The sequence below is a fragment of the Scandinavium sp. genome, from assembly GCF_036271055.1.
Lineage (GTDB): Bacteria > Pseudomonadota > Gammaproteobacteria > Enterobacterales > Enterobacteriaceae > Scandinavium.
Genome location: NZ_DATBBJ010000080.1, coordinates 58,051 through 82,241, shown reverse-complemented (window position 1 = coordinate 82,241; position 24,191 = coordinate 58,051). Strand labels below are relative to the sequence as shown.

The 24,191-nt window shown below is 53.8% G+C and carries 24 protein-coding genes; 18 read left to right on the top strand and 6 right to left on the bottom strand.

The features are described from left to right. Positions 1-11 precede the first annotated feature (11 nt). The 3 genes from ytfT (at position 12) to VH187_RS18165 (ending at position 3,686) form a co-directional block, all read left to right on the top strand. Positions 12-1,034, top strand: a complete 1,023-nt coding sequence (ytfT, locus tag VH187_RS18175; protein ID WP_329702854.1) for a galactofuranose ABC transporter, ATP-binding protein YtfT — start codon at positions 12-14, stop codon at positions 1,032-1,034. Further along, positions 1,021-2,022 (top strand): galactofuranose ABC transporter, permease protein YjfF, encoded by a 1,002-nt coding sequence (gene yjfF, locus VH187_RS18170; protein WP_329702853.1) that lies wholly within the window; start codon positions 1,021-1,023, stop codon positions 2,020-2,022. The genes ytfT and yjfF overlap by 14 nt, the downstream gene beginning before the upstream one ends. Before the next feature lie 95 nt (positions 2,023-2,117). Continuing rightward, positions 2,118-3,686, top strand: coding sequence for a methyl-accepting chemotaxis protein (locus VH187_RS18165; RefSeq protein WP_329702852.1), 1,569 nt, complete (start codon positions 2,118-2,120; stop codon positions 3,684-3,686). A 51-nt stretch (positions 3,687-3,737) separates the two neighbouring features. On the opposite strand, the gene fbp is transcribed toward VH187_RS18165, so the two are convergent. Further along, complete coding sequence (fbp, locus tag VH187_RS18160; RefSeq protein WP_329702851.1) at positions 3,738-4,736, bottom strand: class 1 fructose-bisphosphatase; 999 nt, start codon at positions 4,734-4,736, stop codon at positions 3,738-3,740. 180 nt (positions 4,737-4,916) lie between these two features. Between fbp and mpl the strand changes: the two genes are divergently transcribed. Then, entirely contained in the window at positions 4,917-6,284 is a 1,368-nt protein-coding gene (gene mpl / locus VH187_RS18155; RefSeq protein WP_329702850.1) for a UDP-N-acetylmuramate:L-alanyl-gamma-D-glutamyl-meso-diaminopimelate ligase, read from the top strand. 176 nt (positions 6,285-6,460) lie between these two features. On the opposite strand, the gene yjgA is transcribed toward mpl, so the two are convergent. Next, positions 6,461-7,015, bottom strand: coding sequence for a ribosome biogenesis factor YjgA (yjgA, locus tag VH187_RS18150; protein ID WP_329702849.1), 555 nt, complete (start codon positions 7,013-7,015; stop codon positions 6,461-6,463). Positions 7,016-7,111: 96 nt separating this feature from the next. Between yjgA and pmbA the strand changes: the two genes are divergently transcribed. Further along, positions 7,112-8,464, top strand: coding sequence for a metalloprotease PmbA (gene pmbA, locus VH187_RS18145; RefSeq protein ID WP_329702848.1), 1,353 nt, complete (start codon positions 7,112-7,114; stop codon positions 8,462-8,464). Positions 8,465-8,535: 71 nt separating this feature from the next. Next, positions 8,536-8,922, top strand: coding sequence for a cytochrome b562 (cybC, locus tag VH187_RS18140; RefSeq protein ID WP_329702847.1), 387 nt, complete (start codon positions 8,536-8,538; stop codon positions 8,920-8,922). Between the two features lie 77 nt (positions 8,923-8,999). On the opposite strand, the gene VH187_RS18135 is transcribed toward cybC, so the two are convergent. Next, complete coding sequence (locus VH187_RS18135) at positions 9,000-9,161, bottom strand: Hok/Gef family protein (protein ID WP_329702846.1); 162 nt, start codon at positions 9,159-9,161, stop codon at positions 9,000-9,002. Between the two features lie 420 nt (positions 9,162-9,581). Here VH187_RS18135 and VH187_RS18130 point away from each other — a divergent pair, with 420 nt between their 5' ends. The 10 genes from VH187_RS18130 to VH187_RS18085 all read left to right on the top strand — a co-directional run bounded on the left by VH187_RS18130 (position 9,582) and on the right by VH187_RS18085 (position 18,238). Beyond that, positions 9,582-9,911 carry a glycine dehydrogenase gene (locus VH187_RS18130; RefSeq protein WP_329702845.1) on the top strand — a complete coding sequence of 110 codons (330 nt, stop codon included), beginning with the start codon at positions 9,582-9,584 and terminating at the stop codon, positions 9,909-9,911. 10 nt (positions 9,912-9,921) lie between these two features. Next, on the top strand, positions 9,922-10,284 hold the full coding sequence (locus VH187_RS18125; protein ID WP_329702844.1) for an SFCGS family glycine-rich protein: 363 nt from the start codon (positions 9,922-9,924) through the stop codon (positions 10,282-10,284). A gap of 2 nt (positions 10,285-10,286) precedes the next feature. Further along, a complete protein-coding gene (locus tag VH187_RS18120) occupies positions 10,287-10,586 on the top strand; it encodes a DUF4312 family protein (RefSeq protein ID WP_329702843.1) in 300 nt (99 codons plus the stop codon). A gap of 21 nt (positions 10,587-10,607) precedes the next feature. Next, positions 10,608-11,384, top strand: a complete 777-nt coding sequence (locus VH187_RS18115; RefSeq protein WP_329702842.1) for a DUF4311 domain-containing protein — start codon at positions 10,608-10,610, stop codon at positions 11,382-11,384. 11 nt (positions 11,385-11,395) lie between these two features. Next, positions 11,396-12,040, top strand: a complete 645-nt coding sequence (locus tag VH187_RS18110) for a DUF4310 family protein (protein WP_329702841.1) — start codon at positions 11,396-11,398, stop codon at positions 12,038-12,040. 18 nt (positions 12,041-12,058) lie between these two features. After that, complete coding sequence (locus VH187_RS18105) at positions 12,059-13,192, top strand: amidohydrolase/deacetylase family metallohydrolase (protein WP_329702840.1); 1,134 nt, start codon at positions 12,059-12,061, stop codon at positions 13,190-13,192. Beyond that, entirely contained in the window at positions 13,176-14,294 is a 1,119-nt protein-coding gene (locus tag VH187_RS18100) for a DgaE family pyridoxal phosphate-dependent ammonia lyase (protein ID WP_329702839.1), read from the top strand. The genes VH187_RS18105 and VH187_RS18100 overlap by 17 nt, the downstream gene beginning before the upstream one ends. Then, complete coding sequence (gene dagF, locus VH187_RS18095; protein WP_329702838.1) at positions 14,291-15,031, top strand: 2-dehydro-3-deoxy-phosphogluconate aldolase; 741 nt, start codon at positions 14,291-14,293, stop codon at positions 15,029-15,031. Before VH187_RS18100 ends, dagF begins: the two co-directional genes overlap by 4 nt. 97 nt (positions 15,032-15,128) lie before the next feature. Next, positions 15,129-16,280 carry a lactonase family protein gene (locus tag VH187_RS18090; protein WP_329702837.1) on the top strand — a complete coding sequence of 384 codons (1,152 nt, stop codon included), beginning with the start codon at positions 15,129-15,131 and terminating at the stop codon, positions 16,278-16,280. A gap of 47 nt (positions 16,281-16,327) precedes the next feature. Next, positions 16,328-18,238: a BglG family transcription antiterminator gene (locus tag VH187_RS18085; RefSeq protein WP_329702836.1), complete on the top strand. Its 1,911-nt coding sequence runs from the start codon at positions 16,328-16,330 to the stop codon at positions 18,236-18,238. 31 nt (positions 18,239-18,269) lie between these two features. On the opposite strand, the gene nrdG is transcribed toward VH187_RS18085, so the two are convergent. The 3 genes from nrdG to VH187_RS18070 form a co-directional block, all read right to left on the bottom strand. Next, entirely contained in the window at positions 18,270-18,734 is a 465-nt protein-coding gene (gene nrdG, locus VH187_RS18080) for an anaerobic ribonucleoside-triphosphate reductase-activating protein (RefSeq protein WP_329702835.1), read from the bottom strand. A 200-nt stretch (positions 18,735-18,934) separates the two neighbouring features. Continuing rightward, positions 18,935-21,073: an anaerobic ribonucleoside-triphosphate reductase gene (gene nrdD / locus VH187_RS18075; protein ID WP_329702834.1), complete on the bottom strand. Its 2,139-nt coding sequence runs from the start codon at positions 21,071-21,073 to the stop codon at positions 18,935-18,937. A gap of 373 nt (positions 21,074-21,446) precedes the next feature. Then, entirely contained in the window at positions 21,447-22,190 is a 744-nt protein-coding gene (locus VH187_RS18070) for a MurR/RpiR family transcriptional regulator (protein WP_329702833.1), read from the bottom strand. A gap of 552 nt (positions 22,191-22,742) precedes the next feature. Between VH187_RS18070 and VH187_RS18065 the strand changes: the two genes are divergently transcribed. Further along, entirely contained in the window at positions 22,743-23,318 is a 576-nt protein-coding gene (locus VH187_RS18065; protein WP_329702832.1) for a fimbrial protein, read from the top strand. A gap of 93 nt (positions 23,319-23,411) precedes the next feature. Further along, the gene (locus VH187_RS18060) at positions 23,412-23,993 is read left to right on the top strand and encodes a fimbrial protein (protein WP_329702831.1); all 582 of its coding nucleotides are present in this window, start codon (positions 23,412-23,414) and stop codon (positions 23,991-23,993) included. The last annotated feature ends 198 nt before the right edge of the window (positions 23,994-24,191 follow it).

The window sequence follows — 24,191 nt, the reverse complement described above, 5'->3', positions numbered from 1 at the left end:
GGTATGACGTGATGCCACAATCTCTCCCACAAACCGAGCGGCCAAAGCGCCGCTTCCGCTGGCCGACGGGCATGCCGCAAATCGCGGCGTTGATCCTTGTGTTATTGGTCGACAGCCTGGTCTCACCGCACTTTTTCCAGGTGGTGTTGCAGGACGGACGCCTTTTCGGCAGTCCGATAGACATTCTTAACCGCGCCGCACCGGTCGCGCTGTTGGCGATTGGCATGACGCTGGTTATCGCAACCGGCGGTATCGATCTATCCGTCGGTGCGGTGATGGCGATTGCCGGGGCAACTGCCGCATCGATGGAAGTGGCTGGTCACAGTTTGCCAATGGTGCTTTTGGCGGCACTGGCAACGGGCGTGCTGGCGGGATTGTGGAACGGCATTCTGGTGGCGATCCTCAAGATCCAGCCGTTCGTTGCCACACTGATTCTGATGGTGGCGGGGCGTGGTGTGGCGCAGTTGATCACCTCCGGGCAAATTGTCACCTTTGATTCCGCGTCGTTGGCCTGGTTTGGCAGCGGTAAGCTGTTGATGTTGCCGACGCCAGTCATCATCGCGCTGCTGACGCTGATCGTCTTTTGGCTGTTCACCCGTAAAACGGCGCTGGGCATGTTCATTGAAGCGGTGGGGATCAACATTCGCGCGGCAAAAAACGCCGGGGTGAATACCCGCATTGTGGTAATGCTGACCTATGTGCTGAGTGGCGTGTGTGCCGCCATTGCCGGGGTGATTGTCGCAGCGGATATTCAGGGCGCGGATGCCAACAACGCCGGGTTATGGCTGGAACTGGACGCCATTCTGGCGGTGGTGATCGGCGGCGGTTCACTGATGGGTGGGCGCTTTAACCTGCTGCTGTCGGTGATTGGCGCGCTGATCATTCAGGGCATGAACACCGGCATTTTGCTTTCGGGCTTCCAGCCGGAGCTGAATCAGGTGGTCAAAGCGGTCGTTGTGCTGTGCGTGCTGATCGTCCAGTCACCGCGCTTTATCGGTTTACTCAAAGGAGTGCGCGGCCATGATAAAACGTAATCTGCCGCTGATGATCACCCTCGGGGTGTTTATCCTCGGCTATCTCTACTGCCTGACGCAGTTCCCCGGCTTCGCGTCGACCCGCGTGATTTGCAACATTCTTACCGATAACGCGTTTCTCGGCATCATCGCGGTTGGCATGACTTTCGTGATCCTCTCCGGCGGTATCGATCTGTCGGTCGGGTCGGTGATCGCCTTTACCGGTGTGTTTCTCGCCAAAGCGATCGGTTTCTGGGGCATGTCGCCACTGGTGGCGTTTCCACTGGTGTTGTTGATGGGCTGTGCATTTGGTGCGTTTATGGGCTTGCTTATCGATGCGCTGAAAATCCCGGCTTTCATCATTACGCTTGCGGGGATGTTCTTCCTGCGTGGCGTGAGCTATCTGGTGTCGGAAGAGTCGATCCCGATTAACCATCCGATCTACGACAAACTGTCGGATATGGCGTGGATGATCCCCGGTGGCGGGCGGCTCAGCGCAATGGGCGTGTTGATGTTGCTGGTGGTGGTGGCGGGTATGTTTGTCGCGCATCGCACACGTTTCGGCAATCAGGTATACGCCATCGGCGGCAGCGCCATTTCGGCAAACCTGATGGGTATCTCCACTCGAAGCACCACGATTCGCATTTATATGCTGTCGACGGGCCTGGCAACGCTTGCCGGGATCGTTTTCTCCGTTTATACGCAGGCGGGTTATGCGCTGGCGGGAATGGGCGTTGAGCTGGATGCGATTGCGTCGGTGGTCATTGGTGGCACATTGCTGAGTGGCGGCGTCGGCACGGTACTGGGCACGCTGTTTGGTGTCGGGATTCAGGGGCTGATCCAGACTTATATCAACTTCGATGGCACACTCAGTTCTTGGTGGACCAAAATCGCCATCGGCATTTTGTTATTCATCTTTATTGCCCTGCAACGCGGTCTGACGGTGTTGTGGGAAAATCGCCAGAGTTCACCGGTCACCCGCGTCGCTCCAGCAATAACAAAGCAATAACATACTGAATTTATTAATAACCCTAAAGTCTTCCCGGTCGCAGCCGATACTTTTTGTTTCCGTCTAAAAGTTGCTTTGCTACCGGGAATGACATCATGCTGAAAAAGCTTTCAATCCGTACCGGCCTGCTTTCTTTACTGGCCGTGATGACCCTTTTGCTGCTGCTGGTCAGCGGAATGGGGATTTACGCTCTCACCAAAAGTTCCTCTTCACTGACCCGCATCAACCATCTTCAGGGCGAACAATTGGTTCAGCTCAACAAAGGCTATACGCTGATCCTGCGTGCGCGCAACGAAGCGGGGCAGGCCGTCCGGCTGATGGAAATCGGCATGCTCGACGACGCGGCGAAATCGGTGCAGAACATCAATCGCGAAGTGGCAACGGCGCAGAAATCGCTGTCTGATGTGATTAATTCGAAGATTGACGATGAGCAGGGCGCGCAGCTGCTGGCTCAGGTAGCCAAAAGTTTTGATGCGTATAACAAACAGGGCATCACGCCAATGCTGGGAGTCCTCAACCAGCAAAGCGCAGACGGCTATTACGACCTGTTGGAAAATCATCTGATCCCCGTTTCTCGCCAGTTTGATAACGATATGCAGGCGTTCCAGTCGTGGGTCGATGCGCGTGGGCAAAAGGAAGTGAAGACCGTACATGCCAGCAAAAATCGGGTGATGACGCTGATGATTATCGCCATTCTGCTGACTGCCGGGGTAATCGTACTGGCGTGGCTGGCGCTGCGTCACATGTTGCTCAAACCGCTGAATACCGCGATTGTGCAGCTTGAACAGGTCGCCGCCGGTAATCTGACCCACAGCGAAAATGCGCCGGTCAGCCAGGAAATCAATCGCCTGAATGCGGCGATAAGCGAAATGCGTCAATCACTTATGGGCTCGGTGCTGCGCGTGCGCGATGCCAGTTCGCAGATTGACATTGGCAGTCGTGAGTTGACGGCGGGCAATAATAATCTGGCGCAACGTACCGAATCGACCGCCACATCGCTGGAGCAAACCGCGGCCAGCATGGAACAGATCACCGCCACGGTGAAACAGAATGCCGATAACGCCGAACAGGCACACCAACTGGCGAAAACTGTGTCCGACACCGCCGATCGCGGCAGCGAAATGGTGTGCTACGTGATTGAAAAAATGCGCGATATTTCCGGCAGTTCCAGTCGTATTGGCGACATCCTGAGCGTCATCGACGGGATTGCTTTCCAGACCAACATTCTGGCGCTGAATGCCTCCGTTGAAGCGGCGCGAGCCGGTGAACAAGGCCGTGGTTTTGCGGTGGTGGCAGGCGAAGTGCGTAATCTGGCGAGCCGTAGCGCGGATGCCGCCAAAGAGATCCGCACATTGATTAGCGCTTCACAAACGCATGTCAGCGAGGGCAGTGACCTGGCGCAACAGGCGGGGGAAACGATGGACGAAATCGCCTCTGAGGTGATGCGCATGACCCGACTGATGCGTGAAATTGCTAGCGCGTCGCAGGAACAGAGTCGTGGTATCGAGCAGGTGAATATTGCTGTGATTCAGATGGATGAAACGGCACAGCAGAACGCCGCGCTGGTACAACAGTCTTCCGCCGCCACCCGTTCGCTGGAAGAGCAATCACGTGAATTGATGGAAGCGATGGCGTCATTCAGATTGCAGCATCAAGCCGCGTAGATTTTAGTGAGAACCCTCTCCCTCAAAGGAGAGGGGAAATTTCGAGACAGATTATGCGTCCGGGAATTCGCGGATAAAGCGTTCCACATCTTCCACCATGTGATCGGTGCCGACGAACAGTGGACGACGCTGGTGCAGAGTGCTCGGGATGATATCCAGAATGCGCTCTTTCCCGTCGCTGGCTTTCCCGCCTGCCTGTTCGGCGAGGAACGCCATCGGGTTGCATTCGTACAGCAGGCGCAATTTCCCTTCCGGGTGGCTGGCGGTGCTTGGGTAGAGATAGATCCCGCCTTTCAGCAGGTTACGGTGGAAATCTGCCACAAGAGAACCGATGTAGCGCGAGGTATACGGGCGCTGGGTATTTTTATCTTCTTCCTGACAGAACTTGAGATACTTCTTCACGCCCATCGGGAATTTGATGTAGTTGCCTTCGTTGATGGAATAGGTGTTGCCTTTGTCCGGGAAGCGCATGCGCTCCTGACACAAGCAGAACACGCCGAGCGAAGGGTCGTAAGTAAAGGCATGTACGCCGCAGCCGGTGGTGTACACCAGCATGGTCGATGAGCCGTACACCACATAGCCCGCAGCAACCTGTTTGTTGCCCGGTTGCAGGAAATCTTCTTCCGTGACCGGCGTACCGACTGGCGTGACGCGACGGTAGATAGAGAAGATAGTGCCGACGGAGACGTTAACGTCGATGTTGGATGAACCGTCCAGCGGATCCATCAACACAACGTATTTGGCGTGCTCGCAGCCGTCGAATACGACAATCTCGTCTTCTTCTTCGGAGGCGATCCCGGCCACGATGTCACGGGCTCTCAGCGCGGCTTTCAATTTTTCATTAGCGAACAGGTCAAGCTTCTGCTGCGTTTCGCCCTGAATGTTTTCAGCCCCGCTGGCACCCAGGATATCGACCAGACCGGCCTTGTTGATATCGCGGTGGATGATCTTGGCGCCGAGCTTTATCGCCGACAGCAAAGCAGTGAGCTCACCGGTTGCGTGAGAGAACTCGTGCTGCTTCTCGACAATAAATTCACCTAACGTTTTCATAACACTTTCCCTGCATTTGATGTTGAGTAAAGCGGTTAATGTCCAACAATCTTAACAAACATTCAAAATTCCGCGTAATGGTGAATCGCGCCAGCTAATTACGGAATTAACCGAAATGCGGTTCTCAGTCCGCGCACATGAGGGTAAAATACGCCGCTAATGTAAGAGGAACGGTAACGTATGCGCATTCATATTTTGGGGATTTGTGGCACTTTTATGGGCGGACTGGCGATGCTGGCCCGTTCCCTTGGCCATGAAGTGACCGGTTCGGATGCCAATGTGTATCCGCCGATGAGCACGCTGCTTGAAGAGCAGGGGATTGACCTTATTCAGGGCTATGACCCGAGCCAGCTCGAACCGCAGCCTGATTTAGTGATCATTGGCAACGCCATGACCCGTGGCAACCCGTGCGTTGAAGCAGTGCTGGAAAAAAACATTCCCTTCATGTCCGGCCCGCAGTGGCTGCATGATTTTGTGTTGCGCGACCGTTGGGTCGTAGCCGTGGCCGGGACGCACGGAAAAACCACCACCGCCGGGATGGCGACGTGGATCCTCGAGGCCTGTGGTTACAAACCAGGTTTTGTGATCGGTGGTGTGCCGGGCAACTTTGATGTGTCTGCGCGTCTGGGCGATAGCCCGTTCTTCGTGATTGAAGCCGACGAATACGACTGCGCCTTCTTCGATAAGCGTTCCAAATTTGTGCATTACTGCCCGCGCACGTTGATCCTCAATAATCTTGAGTTCGATCACGCGGACATTTTTGACGATCTGAAAGCGATTCAGAAACAGTTCCACCATCTGGTGCGCATCGTGCCGGGTCAGGGACGCATCATCGCGCCAGAAAACGACATTAACCTCAAGCAAACGCTGGCGATGGGCTGCTGGAGTGAGCAAGAGTTGGTGGGCGATCAGGGTCACTGGCAGGCGAAGAAAATCACCACTGATGCGGCTGAGTGGGAAGTGTGGCTGGATGGCGAAAACGTCGGTCAGGTGAAATGGGGCCTGGTGGGCGAACACAACATGCATAACGGTTTGATGGCGATTGCCGCTGCGCGTCATGTGGGTGTGAAACCTGCTGATGCCGCAGAAGCACTGGGCGCGTTCGTCAACGCCCGCCGTCGTCTTGAACTGCGCGGCGAAGCCAACGGCGTCACCGTTTATGACGATTTCGCCCATCACCCGACCGCAATTCTCGCGACCCTGCAGGCACTGCGTGGCAAAGTGGGCGGTACGGCGCGTATTCTGGCTGTGCTTGAACCGCGTTCCAACACCATGAAAATGGGTATCTGCAAAGACGATCTGGCGCCGTCGCTGGGCCGCGCTGACGAAGTGTACCTGTTACAGCCGCAGCATATTCCATGGCAGGTGGCCGAAGTGGCGGAAGCCTGCATTCAGCCTGCGCACTGGAGTGCAGATGTGGATACGCTGGTGGAAATGATTGGCAAATCTGTCCAGCCGGGCGATCACATTCTGGTGATGAGCAACGGTGGTTTCGGCGGCATTCATCAAAAACTGTTGGATATGCTGGAGCAGAAAGCGCAGGCGTAAACCATAATCTGAGCCGTCGGCGTTGACGCTGGCGGCTTAATTTCCCCGCTTTTCCCGCCATGACCTTCACCCACGCGCAACTGCTCACACTTTTCAGCGAAGTAGATAACGAATGAATAAAAGCGTTATAGCGAAATAACGGGAAGCCCCAGAAAGTCCAGGGCTGCCGTTGGCGATTACCCGGCGTTTTCGGCCAGTTCTCGGAGATACTGGAAAATCAGGCGGGAAGATTTCGGCGGCTTGTTGCCTTCTTTCTCTTTCTTCGCATTGCGGATAAGCGAACGCAGTTGCTGACGGTCGGCATCTGGCCACAGACCCACGACTTCCGCGACCACATCATCCCCTTCCTCAACCAGACGATCACGCAGCAGTTCCAGTTTGTGGAACAGGGATACCTGCTGATTGTGACGGTTCTTCAGCTTGTCGAGTGCCTGGCGAATTGGCTCAACGTCACGGCTACGCAGCATTTTGCCGATCAGCTGCATCTGGCGGCGGCGGCCTTCTTTCTTGATTCGCTGTGCCAGCTCAACGGCGGCACGCAGGTCGTCATCGAGCGGGATTTTTTCCAGCGCGTTTTTACCCAGCTCAACGATCTCGGCACCGAGTTCTTTTAACTCTTCGGCATCGCGTTTAATTTCACTTTTACTGACCCAGATGATTTCATCATCTTCATCGTCGATTTCGTCATCACCGGGCACGTCGTCGAGCCAGTCTTCGGGCTGCTTGGTCATCTCAGGCTCCTAAAAAAAGAGGCGCATAATAGCATAGTTAACACGCGCACTGAAAAACGGATATCTGTTAGACTTCAATAAACTCCTATCTACATTATGGCATTAGCGATGAAAGTAATCACACAGGTTGCAGAACAGCGTAAAGCACTCGAAAAAGCCGTCTCCACCGCACTGGAGCTGGCGGCAGGTCAGTCTGATGCCGCAGAAGTTGGGGTCAGTAAATCGACCGGGATCAGCGTCAGTACACGCTATGGCGAAGTAGAGAATGTTGAATTCAACAGCGACGGCGCCCTGGGGATTACGGTTTATCATCAGAATCGCAAAGGCAGTGCGTCCTCAACCGATCTCAGCCCGGATGCCATTGCGCGTACCGTGCAGGCGGCGCTGGACATCGCGCGTTACACTTCGCCGGACCCGTATGCAGGCGTGGCGGACAAAGAGTTGCTGGCCTACGAAGCGCCGGATCTGGATTTATTCCATCCGGCGGAAGTCTCTCCGGACGAAGCCATTGAGCTTGCCTCACGCGCCGAACAGGCCGCGCTGAAAGCGGATAAACGCATCACCAATACCGAAGGCGGCAGCTTCAACAGCCATTACGGCATCAAAGTCTTTGGTAACAGCCACGGTATGTTGCAGAGCTATTGCTCTACGCGCCATTCGCTGTCGAGCTGCGTGATTGCTGAAGAAAATGGCGAGATGGAACGCGATTACGCGTACACCATTGGCCGCGCGATGGGCGATCTGCTCGACCCAGAATCTGTCGGCGCGGAGTGTGCGCAGCGCACGCTGTCACGTCTGTCACCGCGCAAACTCTCAACCATGAAAGCGCCAGTTATTTTCGCCAATGAAGTGGCAACCGGGCTGTTTGGTCATCTGGTCGGTGCGATTGCGGGTGGCGCGGTGTACCGCAAATCTACCTTCCTGCTCGACGCACTGGGCACCCAAATTCTGCCGGAATGGCTGACCATTGAAGAGCATCCGCATCTGCTGAAAGGCTTGGCGTCTACGCCGTTCGATAGCGAAGGCGTGCGCACAGAACGCCGTGACATCATTAAAGACGGCGTTCTGACGCAATGGCTGCTGACCAACTATTCTGCCCGTAAGCTGGGCCTGAAAAGCACCGGTCATGCGGGTGGCATCCATAACTGGCGTATTCAGGGCCAGGGCCTCAGTTTTGAAAAGTTGCTTAAAGAGATGGGTACCGGTCTTGTCGTCACTGAATTGATGGGGCAGGGTGTGAGTGGCGTAACGGGAGATTATTCTCGCGGCGCGTCCGGTTTCTGGGTAGAAAATGGCGAAATCCAGTATCCGGTGAGCGAAATTACGATCGCAGGAAATTTGAAAGACATGTGGCGTAATATCGTGACCGTGGCCGACGATATTGAAACGCGCAGTAATATTCAGTGCGGTTCCGTACTGTTGCCGGAAATGAAAATCGCCGGTCAATAACTTTGTTCTCAATGGTGGCGCAACCTGCTGTGCTGCCCCTGTTCAATAATAAAAAATGAAGGAAGTGAGCAATGCGTAAAACAATACTGGCTATGCTGGCAGCTTCTACCCTGATGTTGGGTGTCGCCCCTGCCTTTGCCGACCTTGGCGATGATATGGACACGCTGTCTGAAAACCTGAAAGTCGTGCAGAAATCTGATGATGCAGCTGAAATGAAAGCGGCACTTGGCAAAATGCGCACCGCGGCACAGGACGCTCAGAAACAAACGCCACCGAAACTGGAAGGCAAAGCGGCAGACAGTGCTGAAATGAAAGACTATCGCCACGGCTTTGACATTCTGATTGGCCAGATCGACAACGCTGAGAAGCTGGCGAACGAAGGCAAAATTAAAGAAGCGCAGGGTGTGGCGCTTGATCTTGCTGGCACGCGTAACACTTACCACAAAAAATACCGTTAAGAAGGGTGCCTGAGCCTTTACGCTCTTGACGGAAGGCTGAAGGGGGAATTCGGAAGTCCCCCGCCAGTTTTTACCTGTTACTGCACCTTCGCAGATTTGCAATCCAGATGCACGGCAACTTCCAGTGAACCATTACGAAAGTGGATATCGCAAACGGACCGCCGGACGACCAGGGTCACTGCAATAATCGATATAACGATTATCAGCAGGACCGTGATAATGAGTTGCAATTGCTTCATAGATGTCTCCTTGCCTGGTTGCAGGAAAGGCATTATCCTTCTCGCTGTTGAGACGGGAAGTTTAAGGCCCCTCCTTGATGTTGAGTCAAGTTGGGGCTTTCATCTTTTCGTCCCATGCCTGAGACGAAAAGCCTCAAGCACCCGCCGTTATTCTCCCGTATAGCCATCACAAAAGCTTATCGACATCACAGTTTTACGTGAAGCCTCGCAAAGTCTTTCCACTTTTCCCAGCCGTTTTCTCAGTCGTTTCCCGTGATATTCATCACGCTTATCCAGCATTTAATCCGTATTCAGCCAAATTATGTGGCACAGATCACTCTCGTCGGTTCCCTTTCCACTTTGAAGTGGAAAATAACGCTCTACAAACCCGACACCGCACACGTTAGTTTGAATTCAGACGCAACAAACGGGGTGAGAAGAGTGAACAACGGAGCAGTCATTACCGACGTAGGGAACCAGACCGAAGAGCTTGCTACTCGCATGCTGAACCAGGTGTACAGCCTGTTGAAAGGTCAGGGCATTATCCCGAACGCCGTCCAGGAGCAAATGCTGACGTCCCATGTCCGTGCGATGGCGCACCGGTCTATTACCGGAGAGCCGCTGCCAGAAGTGGAAGCCAGCCTGTTTGAAGAAATTTCACCCGAATCAATGACGCTTGCACGCGAAGTGGTCGCACAGTTTGGCAATCTTCCGGATGAAGAAGCCTGGCTGTTATCAGTGCACTTCGAAGTGGCGAAAGAAAACCTTTAAGGAGCAAAACATGGAACAAATTACCGTAGTAATCGGCGATCGTTTAGGCAAAGGTCAGAAAGTAGCAGCAGGTGTGGAAAAGGCCGGTGGCCGCGCGGTAGTGGTACCGGGTGTCGCGGCTGACATGAAACTCGGCGACGTGATGAAAGCGGAAAATGCAACGTTCGGCATCTCTTTCTGCGGCAGCGGCGGTGCGGGTGCGATTACCGCTCAGACCAAGCACGGCTATAAAGCGAAATACGGCATGCGCTCTGTGGAAGAAGGCGTAACGGCCATCAACGAAGGCGCGAATGTACTGGGCTTCGGCTTTATGGATAAAGAAGAGTTGGGCGAGCGTTTGGTGCAAGCCTGGCAGAAGAAATACGGCGCATAAGCATGAAAGAACAATTCACCACCACGGTGAGGGTCAAGGGCAAAGGCGAGGCGAAAGCACGTGCCTTTGCCGATGCGCTCAACCAGGTTCAGGGTACGGTGATGAAAGCATCACCGCATATTTTACTGCGCATCGAACCACAGGACGTGGCGGTTGTTCATGCGCAGGAAACGGTCCGGAAAGAAGCGTTTCTGTTTATCTTTCTGCGCCGGGAGCGACGCTCGTTCAGCGTGGAGCTGGATGTCACCGTCAACGTGACCGCGTTAAATCTCGACAAAGTGGATTTCGTCACGACAACATAACCATTAGAAAAGGACAGACTCATGTTCCTGATTATTCTCTTTAAATCACTCATTATTGGCGGCCTGGTTGGCGTCGGTGTGGGTGCTGGCGCTGCACGCATGTTTCATGCACCCACCACGCAAGGGATGGGTGCTTTTCGTACTTTGGGCGAGTTGAACTCCTGCGAAGGTGACCCGGCCTCTCACTTCTCCTTTGGTCTGGGCTTCTTCTTTAACGCCTGGGCGTCTTCCGTTGCAGCGGGTGCGTTCACGCAGGACGTTGACCACCGCATCATCCCTCATTGGGGCGCATCAGCGCTGATGATGAAAAACCGCAACGTGGCAGAAACCCTGCATGATCCGAAAAAGATGGCGCTGGCTTGCGGCCTGATCGGCATGATCGTGGTGGCGTTCCTTAACTCCACGGCTTCTGCGGTGCCGGAAGCCTTACAGGTCACCGCTGTTAAAGTGCTGGTGCCTGCGGCGAACTTGCTGGTGAACATCATCATGCCTGTCATCTTCTGGCTGGCGGCGATTGATGCCGGTAAGAAATCAGGTTTCTGGGCGACCATTTTTGGTGGCGCAGCACAGCTGATTATGGGTAACGCCGTACCGGGTCTGGTACTGGGCATCCTGATCGGTAAAGGCGTTGAAGATGCCGGTTGGAACCGTGTCACCAAAATTATGATGGCTGCGGTGATCGCGCTGTTTGTACTGAGTGGCTTCTTCCGCGGCTTCGATATGAAGATGATCGAATCCTTCCACATGACCGTGCCGAACTGGCTGGATCTGCTGCACAACTCAATGAGCGGCAAATAAGGGGATAACGCATGGAACAGAATAAAGGTTTTTGGTACGCGGACTGGTCATTCCCGATCTTTGTCGGCCTGCTTTCTTCCGGCGTATTCGCCGGGACACACATGTACTACTTGTACGGCATCGGTGCTTTCAACGAAGTGGCCTTCGTCGCGATGCTGAAATCCGGTATTGATACCGGCGTATACGGCGCAGTCGCTGCGTTTGGCGCGAGCTTCCTGTTTGCCCGCATCATTGAAGGTTCTCTGGTGGGGATCCTGGATATCGGTGGCGCAATCCAGACCGGTATTGGTCTTGGCGTTCCGGCATTGTTGTTGGGCGCAGGCATTGTCTTCCCGGTTGCTAACTTCGCCGCATCACTGGCAACGGGCCTGATTTTAGGGCTGGCAGTGGGCTACATCATCATTCTGGCGCGTAAATTCACCGTCAATCAGAGCAACTCTACCTACGGTGCAGATGTGATGATGGGCGCGGGTAACGCCTCTGGCCGATTCCTCGGTCCTTTGATTATCTTAAGCGCGATGACGGCTTCCATTCCTATCGGGATTGGTTCTCTGCTCGGCGCGTTACTGTTCTATATCTGGCAGAAACCGATCACTGGCGGGGCCATCCTCGGCGCGATGATCCTCGGTTCCATCTTCCCGGTGGCTATCGGTTAAGTCTGCAAGGAGAAAGCGATGTTTGATTTACTGCTTAAGCGTGCACGCCTGGTTGACGATACGGTAACGGATATCGCCATCCAGGACGGTAAAATTGCCGCGCTGGGCGACATTAACGCAGAGGCGACGAAAGTCGTCTCCCTCAACGGCGAGCATTACGTCAGCGCGGGCTGGATTGATTTACACGTTCACTGCTACCCGAAATCGCCGATTTATAATGACCAGCCGGACAGCGTCGGTGTCGCCACTGGCGTCACCACCGTCATCGATGCGGGCAGTACCGGTGCCGATGATGTGGACACGTTCTACGAACTGACCCGTCCATGCGCCACCGACGTGTACGCGTTGCTTAATATCTCCCGCGTCGGCCTGATTGCGCAGAACGAACTGGCCAACATGGCGAACATTGACGCGGAAGCCGCAACGGCGGCTATCAAGCGTCATCCTGATTTCATCGTCGGCCTCAAAGCCCGCATGAGCAGCAGTGTTGTCGGTGAAAACGGCATCACGCCGCTGGAAAAAGCCAAAGAAATTCAGAAGGCCAACGGTGATTTGCCATTGATGGTGCATATCGGCAACAACCCGCCGAATCTCGATGAAATCACCGAACTGCTGACGTCCGGCGACATTATTACCCACTGCTATAACGGCAAACCGAACCGCATTTTGACACCATCAGGCGAGCTGCGAGCGTCCGTTTCTGGCGCGTTAAAACGCGGCATTAAGCTTGATGTGGGCCATGGAACTGCCAGCTTCAGTTTCGACGTCGCGAAACAGGCGATTTCGATGGGCATTCTGCCGCACACCATCAGCTCTGATATCTATTGCCGCAACCGCATCAACGGCCCGGTGCATTCGCTGGCTTGTGTAATGGCGAAATTCCTCGCCATTGGCATGTCGTTGCCACAGGTCATCAACTGCGTCACCGCCAACGCCGCCGAGGCGATTCGTCTCAAGCAGAAAGGCCATCTGGCGGTTGGTTTTGATGCTGACCTCACCGTATTTACCCTGAAACGCCAGCCAGTCACGCTGGTGGATGCCGAAAACAATGTCTTGCAGGCGGATTTGGATCTGGTGCCACTGGCCGCCATTCGCGCAGGCAAAGGCTATATGACCGAACAAGGGAGTGCAGAACATGACTTCGATTTATGAGAAATATAATCTGAAACAAGTGATTAACGCCTCTGGTCGCATGACGGCGCTGGGTGTGTCGACTCCGCGCCCGGAAGTGGTTGAAGCGGTGTTGACCGGCATGAATCACTATTTCGAAATGAAAGACCTGGTCAATAAAACCGGCGAGTACATCGCAAAACTGCTGGATGTAGAAGGCGCAACGGTTGTCTCCTGTGCATCTGCCGGGATTGCTCAGTCGATTGCTGGCGTGCTGGTGAAAGACAGCGATTGGCTGCTGGAAAACCTGCACAGCACCACGATTGAGAACAATGAAATCGTGTTGCCACGCGGCCACAACGTCAACTTTGGCGCGCCAGTTGCCACGATGATCGCCCTCGGCGGCGGCAAAATGGTTGAAGCGGGCTATGCCAACGAATGTTCGGCCGATCAGCTTGCGGCGGCGATTTCCCCGCGTACCGCTGCCATTCTGTACATCAAATCTCACCACTGCGTGCAGAAAAGCATGCTCAGCGTCGAGCAGGCGGTGGTAGTGGCGCGTAAACACAACCTGCCACTGATTGTTGATGCGGCGGCAGAAGAAGATTTGCAGTGTTACTACCGTGCCGGTGCAGATCTCGTGATTTACAGCGGCGCGAAGGCGATTGAAGGGCCAACCAGCGGTCTGGTTATCGGTAAAACTCAGTATGTTGAATGGGTAAAACGCCAGACTGCAGGCATTGGCCGCGCGATGAAAGTCGGTAAAGAAGGCATTCTCGGCCTGACCTGCGCCATTGAACACTACCTGACGGCTGAGAAAGAGAGCGGCGCGCAGATGGTGGAAAAAATGACGCCATTTATCAACGCGCTGAATGCATTGAACGGCGTGACGTCCCGCGTCGTTTGGGATGCGGCGGGCCGTGATATCGCCCGTACCGAAATTAAGTTTGATGAAGCCGTGACCCGCATTGCGACCGGCGAGCTGGTGGCTGAGCTGAAAAAAGGCGAATACGCCATCTATTTCCGTGGCTACAAAGCTAACGAAGGCATCATTGAAGCGGATGTGCGCAGTGTTAGCGCGCAACAATTGGAGATCGTAGCAAGCCGCATCGCGGAAGTGCTAAACAAGGAGAAGCAAGCATGAAACTGACCCCGAATTTTTACCGTGACCGTGTCTGTTTGAATGTTCTGGCCGGATCGAAAGCGAACGCTAAAGACGTGTACGAAGCCGCAGAAGGTCACGTGCTGGTGGGTGTGCTCTCCAAAAATTATCCGGACGTAGCGACTGCCGTGGCCGATATGCGTGAATACGCGGCGCTGATTGATAACGCGCTGTCTGTCGGTCTGGGCGCGGGTGACCCGAACCAGTCTGAAATGGTGAGCCTGATTTCCCGTGAAGTGCAGCCGCAGCACGTCAACCAGGTGTTTACTGGTGTGGCGACCAGCCGTGCGTTGCTCGGTCAGAATGAAACCGTGGTCAATGGTCTGGTGTCGCCAACCGGCACGCCGGGTATGGTCAAAATTTCCACTGGCCCGCTGAGCAGCAAAGAGCAGGACGGCATCGTGCCGGTGGACACCGCCATCGCGCTGTTGAAAGACCTGGGCTGTAGCTCAATCAAATACTTCCCAATGGGCGGCCTGAAATGCCGCGACGAATATCAGGCAGTAGCGGAAGCCTGTGCCCGTCATGATTTCTGGCTGGAGCCGACCGGTGGTATCGATCTGGAAAACTACAGCGAAATCCTGAAGATCGCCCTCGATGCGGGCGTGAAAAAAGTGATCCCTCATATTTACAGTTCGATCATCGACAAAGACAGCGGCAACACTCGCCCTGCGGATGTTCGCACGCTGCTGGAGATGACCAAAAAGCTGGTTGGGTAATTTTACCCTGATCAAAACCCTCTCCCTGCCGGGCGGGGGTTTTGATCGTTGTGCTGCTCTCCCGCTTCCTTCACCCACTGACCGTCAAGGAGTTCCCATGCTGTCTGCACGTCATCTGCTTGTCGCTTCATTCTCACTGCTTGCTACCGCCGCCAATGCACAGGCGCAATTTGCCTGGGTCGGCACCTATAACCCGAATGGCGAAGGTCTGTACCGTTTTACAGTCGACCCAACGACCGGCGATTTGCGCGATAAAACGTTGGTGAGTTCACTGCCTAATGCCGCGCAGTTAACCGCTTCTCATGACGGCAAAACGCTGTATGTCGCCAGCGAAGCGGATAAAGGACTGGTTCAGGCGTTGAAAATTGGCGCTGATGGCAGCCTGACCGAGCTGAATCAGGTTTCATCTGGTGGTGCGGGACCGGTGTATTTATCGCTGACGCCGAACGGTCGGCATCTGCTGGTGGCGAACTACGTGAGTGGCACGATCGCGGTTTTGCCGGTGAAGGATGACGGCAGTTTGGGTGAGGCAACAGATACCCATCAGGATGAAGGCCCGGCGGGGGCGATTAAGCCGGAAGCGGCGGTGGACGGCAGTTTTGCTGCAAGCGATCACAATGGGCCACATGCGCACATGATCGCCGCCGACCTTCAGGGAAAATACGTGTTCTCGACCGATCTGGGTCTGGACCGAATCTATCAATATCAACTGGATGACGCGACAGGCAAGCTGACGCCAAACACGCCGCCGTTTATTGACGCCTCGTCAAAAGGCGCTGGCCCGCGTCACTTTGTCTTCACGCCGAAAGGGGATGGGCTCTGGTTGATCAATGAAGAAGCCTCGACGCTGACCCATTATCGCCTCGATAAAACCAAAGGCACCCTGACCGAAGGGAAAACCGTGTCGTCGTTGCCAAAAGAGTACAAAGGCACCAACTTTGCTGCCGGATTGGTGCTGAGCCACGATGGAAAACAGCTCTATGTCGCCAATCGTTTGCATAACAGCGTCGCACACTTTACGGTATCCGCCGACGGTGAATTGATTCATCAGGATGATGTTTGGACGCGTGGCGATTATCCGCGCACCGTTACGCTCGATCCGAAAGGCCAGTGGTTGTATGTCATGAACCAGCGGAGCGACAACATCACGCGCTTTAAGGTCGCCCCGCAGAGCGGAAAATTGACCTTTGAGCCGGGCTATACCGCCGTGGGAAGCCCGTCGCAGATGGTGATAACACCCCAATCATAAGCAGAACTACGGGCGTAAAGCGCCCGTTTCGAAAAGAGGACACCGGAGTGCGATTCCCGAATCAACGCTTAGCGCAACTGTTTGAAATGTTGCAAAACGAAACGCTGCCGCAGGATGAACTCGCCCAGCGGTTGTCCGTTTCCACGCGTACTGTTCGGGCTGATATCACTGCACTCAATGAATTGCTGGCTCAGCATGGTGCACAATTTATTCTCAGCCGTGGCAATGGTTATCAGTTGCGCGTTGACGATCAAACGTTATTCCAGTCACTGCAAGATTCCCGCCCGCGTATGTTGCGTATTCCACGTACTGGCAGCGAGCGCGTGCATTATCTGATGGTTCGTTTTCTGACTTCCGCTTTTTCCCTGAAACTTGAAGATTTAGCCGATGAATGGTTTGTCAGCCGCGGAACGTTGCAGGGCGATATGGCGGAAGTGCGCGAATGGCTGGCGCGTTATCAGCTGACGCTGGAAACCCGACCGCGTCACGGTGTGAAATTGTTTGGCAGCGAAATGTCGATTCGCGCCTGTCTCACCGACCTGCTCTGGCAACTGGCGCAAAAGGACAGCGCCAATCCGCTGCTGACCGAAGAAGCGCTGAATGCGGGCGTTCCCGAACAACTGACGGTAGTGATGCAGGAAGTCTTCAACCGCTGGCATATTCGTCTGACGGATGAGGGCGAGCTGTTTGTGCGTCTGTATTGTGCCGTGGCGGTGCGCCGTGTCAGCGAAGGGTATCCGCTGCCAGACTTTACGGCCGATGATGTGGCTGAAAATGTACGCCACGCCGCGCGTAATGTTGCGGCGGCTATTCAGCAACTGGCAGGTAAAACGCTGGCCGCTTCAGAAGAAAACTGGCTGTGTGTGCACATCGCCGCCCGTCAGGTGCAGGAGATCGCGCCCAGCCAGATTAACGCCGACGATGGTGAAGCGTTGGCGAATTACATTTTGCAGTACATCAACAGCCACTATAACTACAACTTGCTGAACGATGAGCAACTGCACGCAGACCTGCTGACGCATATCAAAACCATGATCACCCGCGTGCGCTACCAGATAATGTTGCCCAATCCCTTGCTCGATAACATCAAACAGCACTATCCGATGGCCTGGGATATGACTCTCGCGGCGGTGTCTGGCTGGAGTAAATACACGCCGTGGACCATCAGCGAAAACGAAATAGGTTTCCTGGTGCTGCACATTGGTGTCGGGCTGGAGCGTCACTACAACATCGGTTATCAGCGCCAGCCGCGTGTGCTGCTGGTGTGCGACGCCGGGAATGCGATGGTGCGCATGATCGAAGCGGTGTTGCAGCGTAAATACCCGCAACTGGAAATGACCGAAACCATCACCCTGCGCGACTACGAGCAACGGGAAAACATCAGCGAAGACTTTGTGGTTTCGACCGCGCGCATTGCTGAAAAAGATAAGCCAGTGGTCGTCATGTCACCGTTCCCAACGGATTATCAGCTGGAACAAATCGGCAAACTGGTGCTGGTGGACAGAACTCGGCCGTGGATGCTGGAGAAATTCTTCGATGCCCGGCATTTTCGCATTATCAACGAACCTGTCGATCAGCACACGCTGTTTGCCGAGTTGTGCGATCAACTCCGTGAAGAAGGCTTTGTCGATAGTGAGTTTGTGGGGTCCGTGGTCGAACGTGAAGCGATTGTCAGCACAATGCTCGGCGACGGAATTGCGTTGCCTCACTCCCTGGGTCTGCTGGCGAAGAAAACGGTGGTCTACACGGTGTTGGCTCCGCAAGGCATTGCCTGGGGCGATGAAACCGCGCACGTGATTTTCCTGCTGGCGATCAGCAAAAGTGAGTACGAAGAAGCGATGGCGATTTACGATATTTTCGTGACGTTCCTGCGCGAACGGGCGATGACACGGCTGTGTGGTTGTAAGGACTTTAGTGAATTTAAAACTGTGGCGATGGAGTGTGTGAGTCGGTTTTAAAAGTCAGGCGGAAGGGGTTTCCGCCTGAGACTTAACGCAGGTGATGAACCACCTGATTACTGCTACCGCGCCAGATCAGCGCCGGGTCTTTCAAGTCCTGCACAAACTTGCCATCAATCAATACATTGATGAGTTCTACCACTTCCTTTTGCGCGTCATTCAATTCTGCCAGTGTGTAACCCGTCCAGACCCAAATGTCTTTCCCAGGGCATTCGGCATGAATACGCTGAATCAGCTTCAGAATTTCCGGCACGTTTTGTGGATGCAGCGGGTCGCCGCCTGACAGTGAAATTCCCTGGCGTTTGACGCGCGTATCGTTGAGATCCGCAATGATGCGATCCGCCATTTCCTGGGTAAACGGCAGGCCGGAATTCAGCCGCCAGGTGCTTTTGTTATAGCAGCCGGGGCATTCGTGGACGCAGCCAGAAACAAACAGAGTGCAGCGCGTGCCAGGCCCGTTCACTATATCGACAGGGTAGTACTGGTGGTAATTCATTTTTCACGTCCCAATTGACGCCATGACGGTGTTGGCTGCTCTCACTCACCCAGGTCACTTACTTATGTAAGCTCCCTGGGATTCACTCGTTTGCCGCCTTGTCCTGACGCCAATTGGTTTGTGAAAAGCATATGAAATGGTAAATGCGTAGGCCCGGCAAGCGCAGCGCCGCCGGGCAATGAGGACGATAAAACAGAACGTTAGCCGATCTGCCCATTCCCTAAATGTTTCACGCGACGCTTCACTTCTTCCTGCTTACCGGCGTTGAACGGACGGGCGTCCGGGCTGCCGAGATAACCGCATACGCGACGGGTCACGGAGACGCGCGCAGCGTCGTGGTTGCCGCATTTCGGGCAGGTGAAGCCTTTGCTGGTGCATTCGAACTCACCGGTAAAGCCGCACTCGTAACATTCATCAATCGGCGTGTTGGTGCCGTAATACGGCACGTGCTGATAGCTGTAATCCCACACGTCTTCCAGCGCTTTCAGGTTGTGCTGAATGTTTGGGTACTCGCCGTAGCAGATGAAACCGCCGTTCGCGATTGGCGGGTAGGCCGCTTCGAAATCGATTTTGTCGTACGGGTTCACCTTCTTCTCCACGTCGAGGTGGAAGCTGTTGGTGTAATACCCTTTGTCGGTCACGCCATCGATCAGGCCGAATTCGGCGGTGTCGAGACGGCAGAAGCGGTCGCACAGGTTTTCGCTTGGCGTGCTGTACAGGCTGAAACCGTAGCCGGTTTCGTCTTTCCATTGGTCAACTGCATCGCGCATGCGCTGGACAATCGCCACGCCTTTTTCACGCAGCGCTTCGCTGTCGTACATGTGCGAATCGCCAAACAGCGCGTTGATGGTTTCGTGAATGCCGATATAACCCAGTGAAATGGATGCGCGGCCGTTTTTGAAAATTTCTGAGACATCGTCGTCTGCTTTCAGACGTACGCCACACGCGCCTTCCATATACAGAATCGGGGCCACGCGCGCTTTCACGCCTTCCAGGCGGGCGATACGCGTCATCAGCGCTTTACGGCAAAGCTCCAGACGTTCATCCAGCAGCGTCCAGAACGCCGCTTCGTTGCCTTTCGCTTCGAGCGCAATGCGCGGCAAGTTCAGGCTGATCACGCCGATATTGTTACGGCCTTCATGGATCTGTTCGCCATTTTCGTTTTCCCACACGCCGAGGAAACTGCGACAGCCCATTGGCGTCTTGAACGAACCGGTGACTTTCACCACCTGGTCGTAGTTCAGGATGTCCGGATACATACGCTTGCTCGCGCACTCCAGCGCCAGCTGTTTGATGTCGTAGTTGGCGTCGCCAAACTTGTGATTCAGGCCGTCGCGGATCGCAAACACCAGTTTCGGGAACACCGCGGTTTTGCGGTTTTTACCGAGGCCGGCAATGCGATTACGCAGAATGGACTGCTGAATCAGGCGCGATTCCCAAGTGGTGCCGAGACCAAAACCAAAGGTGACGAACGGGGTCTGACCGTTGGCGGTGTGCAGTGTATTCACTTCATATTCCAGCGACTGGAACGCGTCGTAGCACTCTTTTTCGGTGCGGGAATGCGCATAACCATCGGCATCCGGGATCTGCCACTCTTCTGCCGTTTGGCGGTGCTTTTTAAAGCTCTCGCTCACAAACGGGGCCAGCACTTCATCAATGCGGTTGATGGTGGTGCCGCCATAAATATGGCTGGCGACCTGGGCGATGATTTGCGCGGTGACGGCCGTGGCGGTTGAGATGGATTTCGGCGGCTCAATTTCCGCGTTACCCATCTTAAAGCCCTGGGTCAGCATGCCTTTCAGATCGATAAGCATGCAGTTAAACATTGGGAAGAACGGTGAGTAGTCGAGATCGTGGTAATGAATTTCGCCACGCTCGTGCGCCTGAACCACGTCGTACGGCAGCAGATGCTGACGAGCGTAGTGTTTAGCGACGATACCCGCCAGCAGGTCGCGCTGGGTCGGGATCACTTTACTGTCTTTGTTGGCGTTCTCGTTGAGCAGGGCGGAGTTAGTTTGTTCAACCAGACCACGAATTTCCTGATTCAGACGGCCACGTTTTTCGCGCTGCACGTCACGGTCGTGACGGTATTCGATATACGCGCGAGCCAGTTGCTTATGTGGGCCTGCCATCAGCTGGTTTTCAACTGCGGTCTGGATCTCATTGATATCAACGCTGTCGCGGCCCTGCATTTGCGAGCAAACGACTTCTGCGACGGTGGCGCAATAGTCTGCGTCATCGACTCCCGCTGCTTTGGCCGCACGCAGGATAGCTTCCTGAATGCGTACTGAGTTGAAAGGCGCTTTACAGCCGTCTCGTTTCATCACATGCGGTGTCATGATCACTCCATAATTATAAGAACAGGTTATCCACAGAGGAGAATGCTGACCGAAGTTGCAATTGGGCTTATTCACCCACTACTTACCTTCTGTCACGACCCTTTTATCCACAAATTTCAGCACCCAACGTCTTGAGGAATTGGTGTGAGAATAAACGATTAATACAATATATAGGGTCGGGGGGGCATTTTAAGTTCTATATGTAGTGATTTGCATTAAACATGTTTGCGATTTTTTTGATTCAGAACAAAGTAAAAATGGGACAGCGCAGTAGGCGGGCAATGTGGCTTATAGTGAAATTTCTGATAGTTTGAAGTGTGCAAAAAAGCCGCAAAATCAGAGGTTCACAGCGCAGGTCGCGCTGTGAGGGAGATCACGCGATGAGCGTGTCGTTGAGTAAATCGACAAGCATCAGCAGGGCGTATCGCGCCGCTTGAGCAGAAGAGGCCAGCGGCAGCACTTCTGCCGCCATATTGCTTAGCGCGTGTGAATCCGGGGTCAGAGCGAATATGGTCGCGCCCTGCATTCTGGCTTGCAACGTGGCGCTTTGCAGCAGGTTATCTGCGGGGCCAGTTGCCAGGACCAGCAGCAGATGATCGTCGCTCAGGGTGCTGGCGATCATGCGCATCAGGTTGCCGTCCTGACAGAGGTTAATGGCAATCCCGAGCGGCAGCAGCTGATGTTGCAGCAGCGTCGCCAGCGGCACATCTTGGTCGCCGAGCGCAAAGCAGTGCACGGCACGGGCGGTTTGCAGGCGTGATTTTAGCTTCTCTACCGCACTTTCGCTGGTGTGCTGCAACTGGTGGGTGAGCGTCAAATTGATGGTATCAAAGCGATCGCGCCAGGCAGAAGGCAGTGCAGCGCTGTTCCCTGACACCCACGTCGAGCGACGCTCACTGGCCTGCGCCAGTTGTTTACGCAGATCACGAATATCATCGCAGCCCACCGAACGGGCAAAACGGGTGATGGTTGCCGGACTGACGCCCGCTTTCGCTGCCAGTTCGTCAATCGAGGCGCTGGCGGTAAAACTCATGTTTTCCAGAATAAACGCCGCCACCCGGGATTCCTGGGTGCTGAAACGGCTCATCCCATCCTTCAGTTGAACAACGATATCCATCCGGTTCTGCCCTTTGCGTGAAGTCACGATTTGAAAATATTTTTCATATGCTTATAGCCACGTTATACCACTATTTCGCGATGACGGCTAAGGCTGGTTCACAATCTGGATCGCGTTTTTAACAATATATTATCGATGTGCGACGGGCGTTGCGTCGCTCGAATGACAGGAAATTAGCTGTTTTTAGCGGCAAAAAATGCCCTTTTTTCTTCTGAGTACTGTATTTCAGCGCCATTTCGCGACGCCGCTTTACTCTGGGAAACCCGCGATAACTGGTGTGTTGGCGTTTGAAAATGCGCTTTCTGAGGTCCACGAATAGACATCGGAGCACTTTATGTACACCCGCGCCGACAGTAAAGTTCATCTGCTCATCAACCTTGTTATCAATAAGATATAAGCGAGTTGAGACGGCGTAGGTCACCGAACACGGTAATGATTATGCTGATTGGCTTTATTTTACGGCGTGATGTTGGTGATGAAATAGTGCACATAACCTCTGAGCAATATCAATATGATTAGAGGGTTATTGATAGGGAAATTAAAGGATATTATATGAATACTCTGGCGAAAATAATATTATGTAGTCTGCTCTCAGCTTCATTTTTACCGATTGGCGTTGCGACGGCTTTTACAGGAACAGAAGCGTATGACCTGACGGTTTCTGGCAACCTGAACAGCACATCGTGTAAGGTGATACTTCCTGATGTCGTCGATTTTGGACATATTAATATCGATTCTCTCAGTCTTAGCTCCAGTGAGACAGTAAATGGAGAGAATACCCAAATATACAATATTCAATTTGAGAGTTGTCCTGAGAGTCAACAGGCCGAAGTCTCAGTTTCTGGTATTGCCGATTCAGCCGATGAAACGGTGCTGGCAAATGCTGAGACGGAAGAGACTGCGGCATCCAATATTGCTATTTCATTTTGGGATACGGCGTCACATAAAGACACGAAAATAGATTTAAATAGCGGCACGTCCTCTATTTACCAGATTGGCGTTGCGGCTGTCGGTGATGTCACGCGCGGTTCGATCCATTTAAAAGCCAGTTTAGTCAGACCTGAAAGTATTCCTGCTACTGCCGGGCATATCGCAGCGGTCGCCCGGTTTAAAATCACTTACCTTTAACGGGTATGCAGAAATGAGGCAATGCCGGTAATTCGATCGTGTATTACCCGATTTATTTAGCGTATCTACTTTAAAATTAAAGAGAAAGTTATCATGAATGCTTTTACGAAAATGGTTTTTAGCGCGATGCTTTCACTGTTGGGCGTTGGCGTCGCCAATGCGTTTGAAACGGTGGAATCACAAGATGTACACTTTAGCGGTGACGCTGAAGCTAACCCTTGCAAAGTAACACTACCGAGCACTATCGATTTTGGCCCGGTTAATGTTTATGCCCTGCCAATCAGTACTATCGATCAGCCTCAGTCTTCTACCGGGCAAATACAAACTGTGCGCGTTGAGTTTCAAGGCTGCATGGATAACCAAATGGCACAAATGAGTATTCTGGGTGCCGAGGATACGGTTGACCCGACGATTCTTGCTAATACAGCGACTACCGATGCGGCTAAATATGTCGGCGTTGCTTTTTGGGATGCAACAGCAAGCGTTAAAGGAAAATATAATCGCTTGGATGTGAATGAAGAGATGAGCACATCGTATAACGTTGGAACCTCCTACAGTGGCGAGGGCGCCAGTTCTGGAACATTGAAACTGATTGCGTGTTTGGTGTCATCTTCTTATGCACCGACGCCGGGGAATGTCTCGCTTTCTGCCCAGTTTAAAATTACGTATCTGTAAAATAATTATTCTGGCCTCACGGTTCAGCGCAATAATGAGGCCGTATTAAACACTTTTGCGGCAGATAATAATTTTGTCATCCGTTCGGTTCACATCAATGGCAAGCGTGTGATTGATGTTTTAGCCTCCCCCAGCCAGCTGACTCCTGCTGGCTTTTTTTTATCGTTACTTTTCCGCCCACTCCGCGGCCTGCAAGCG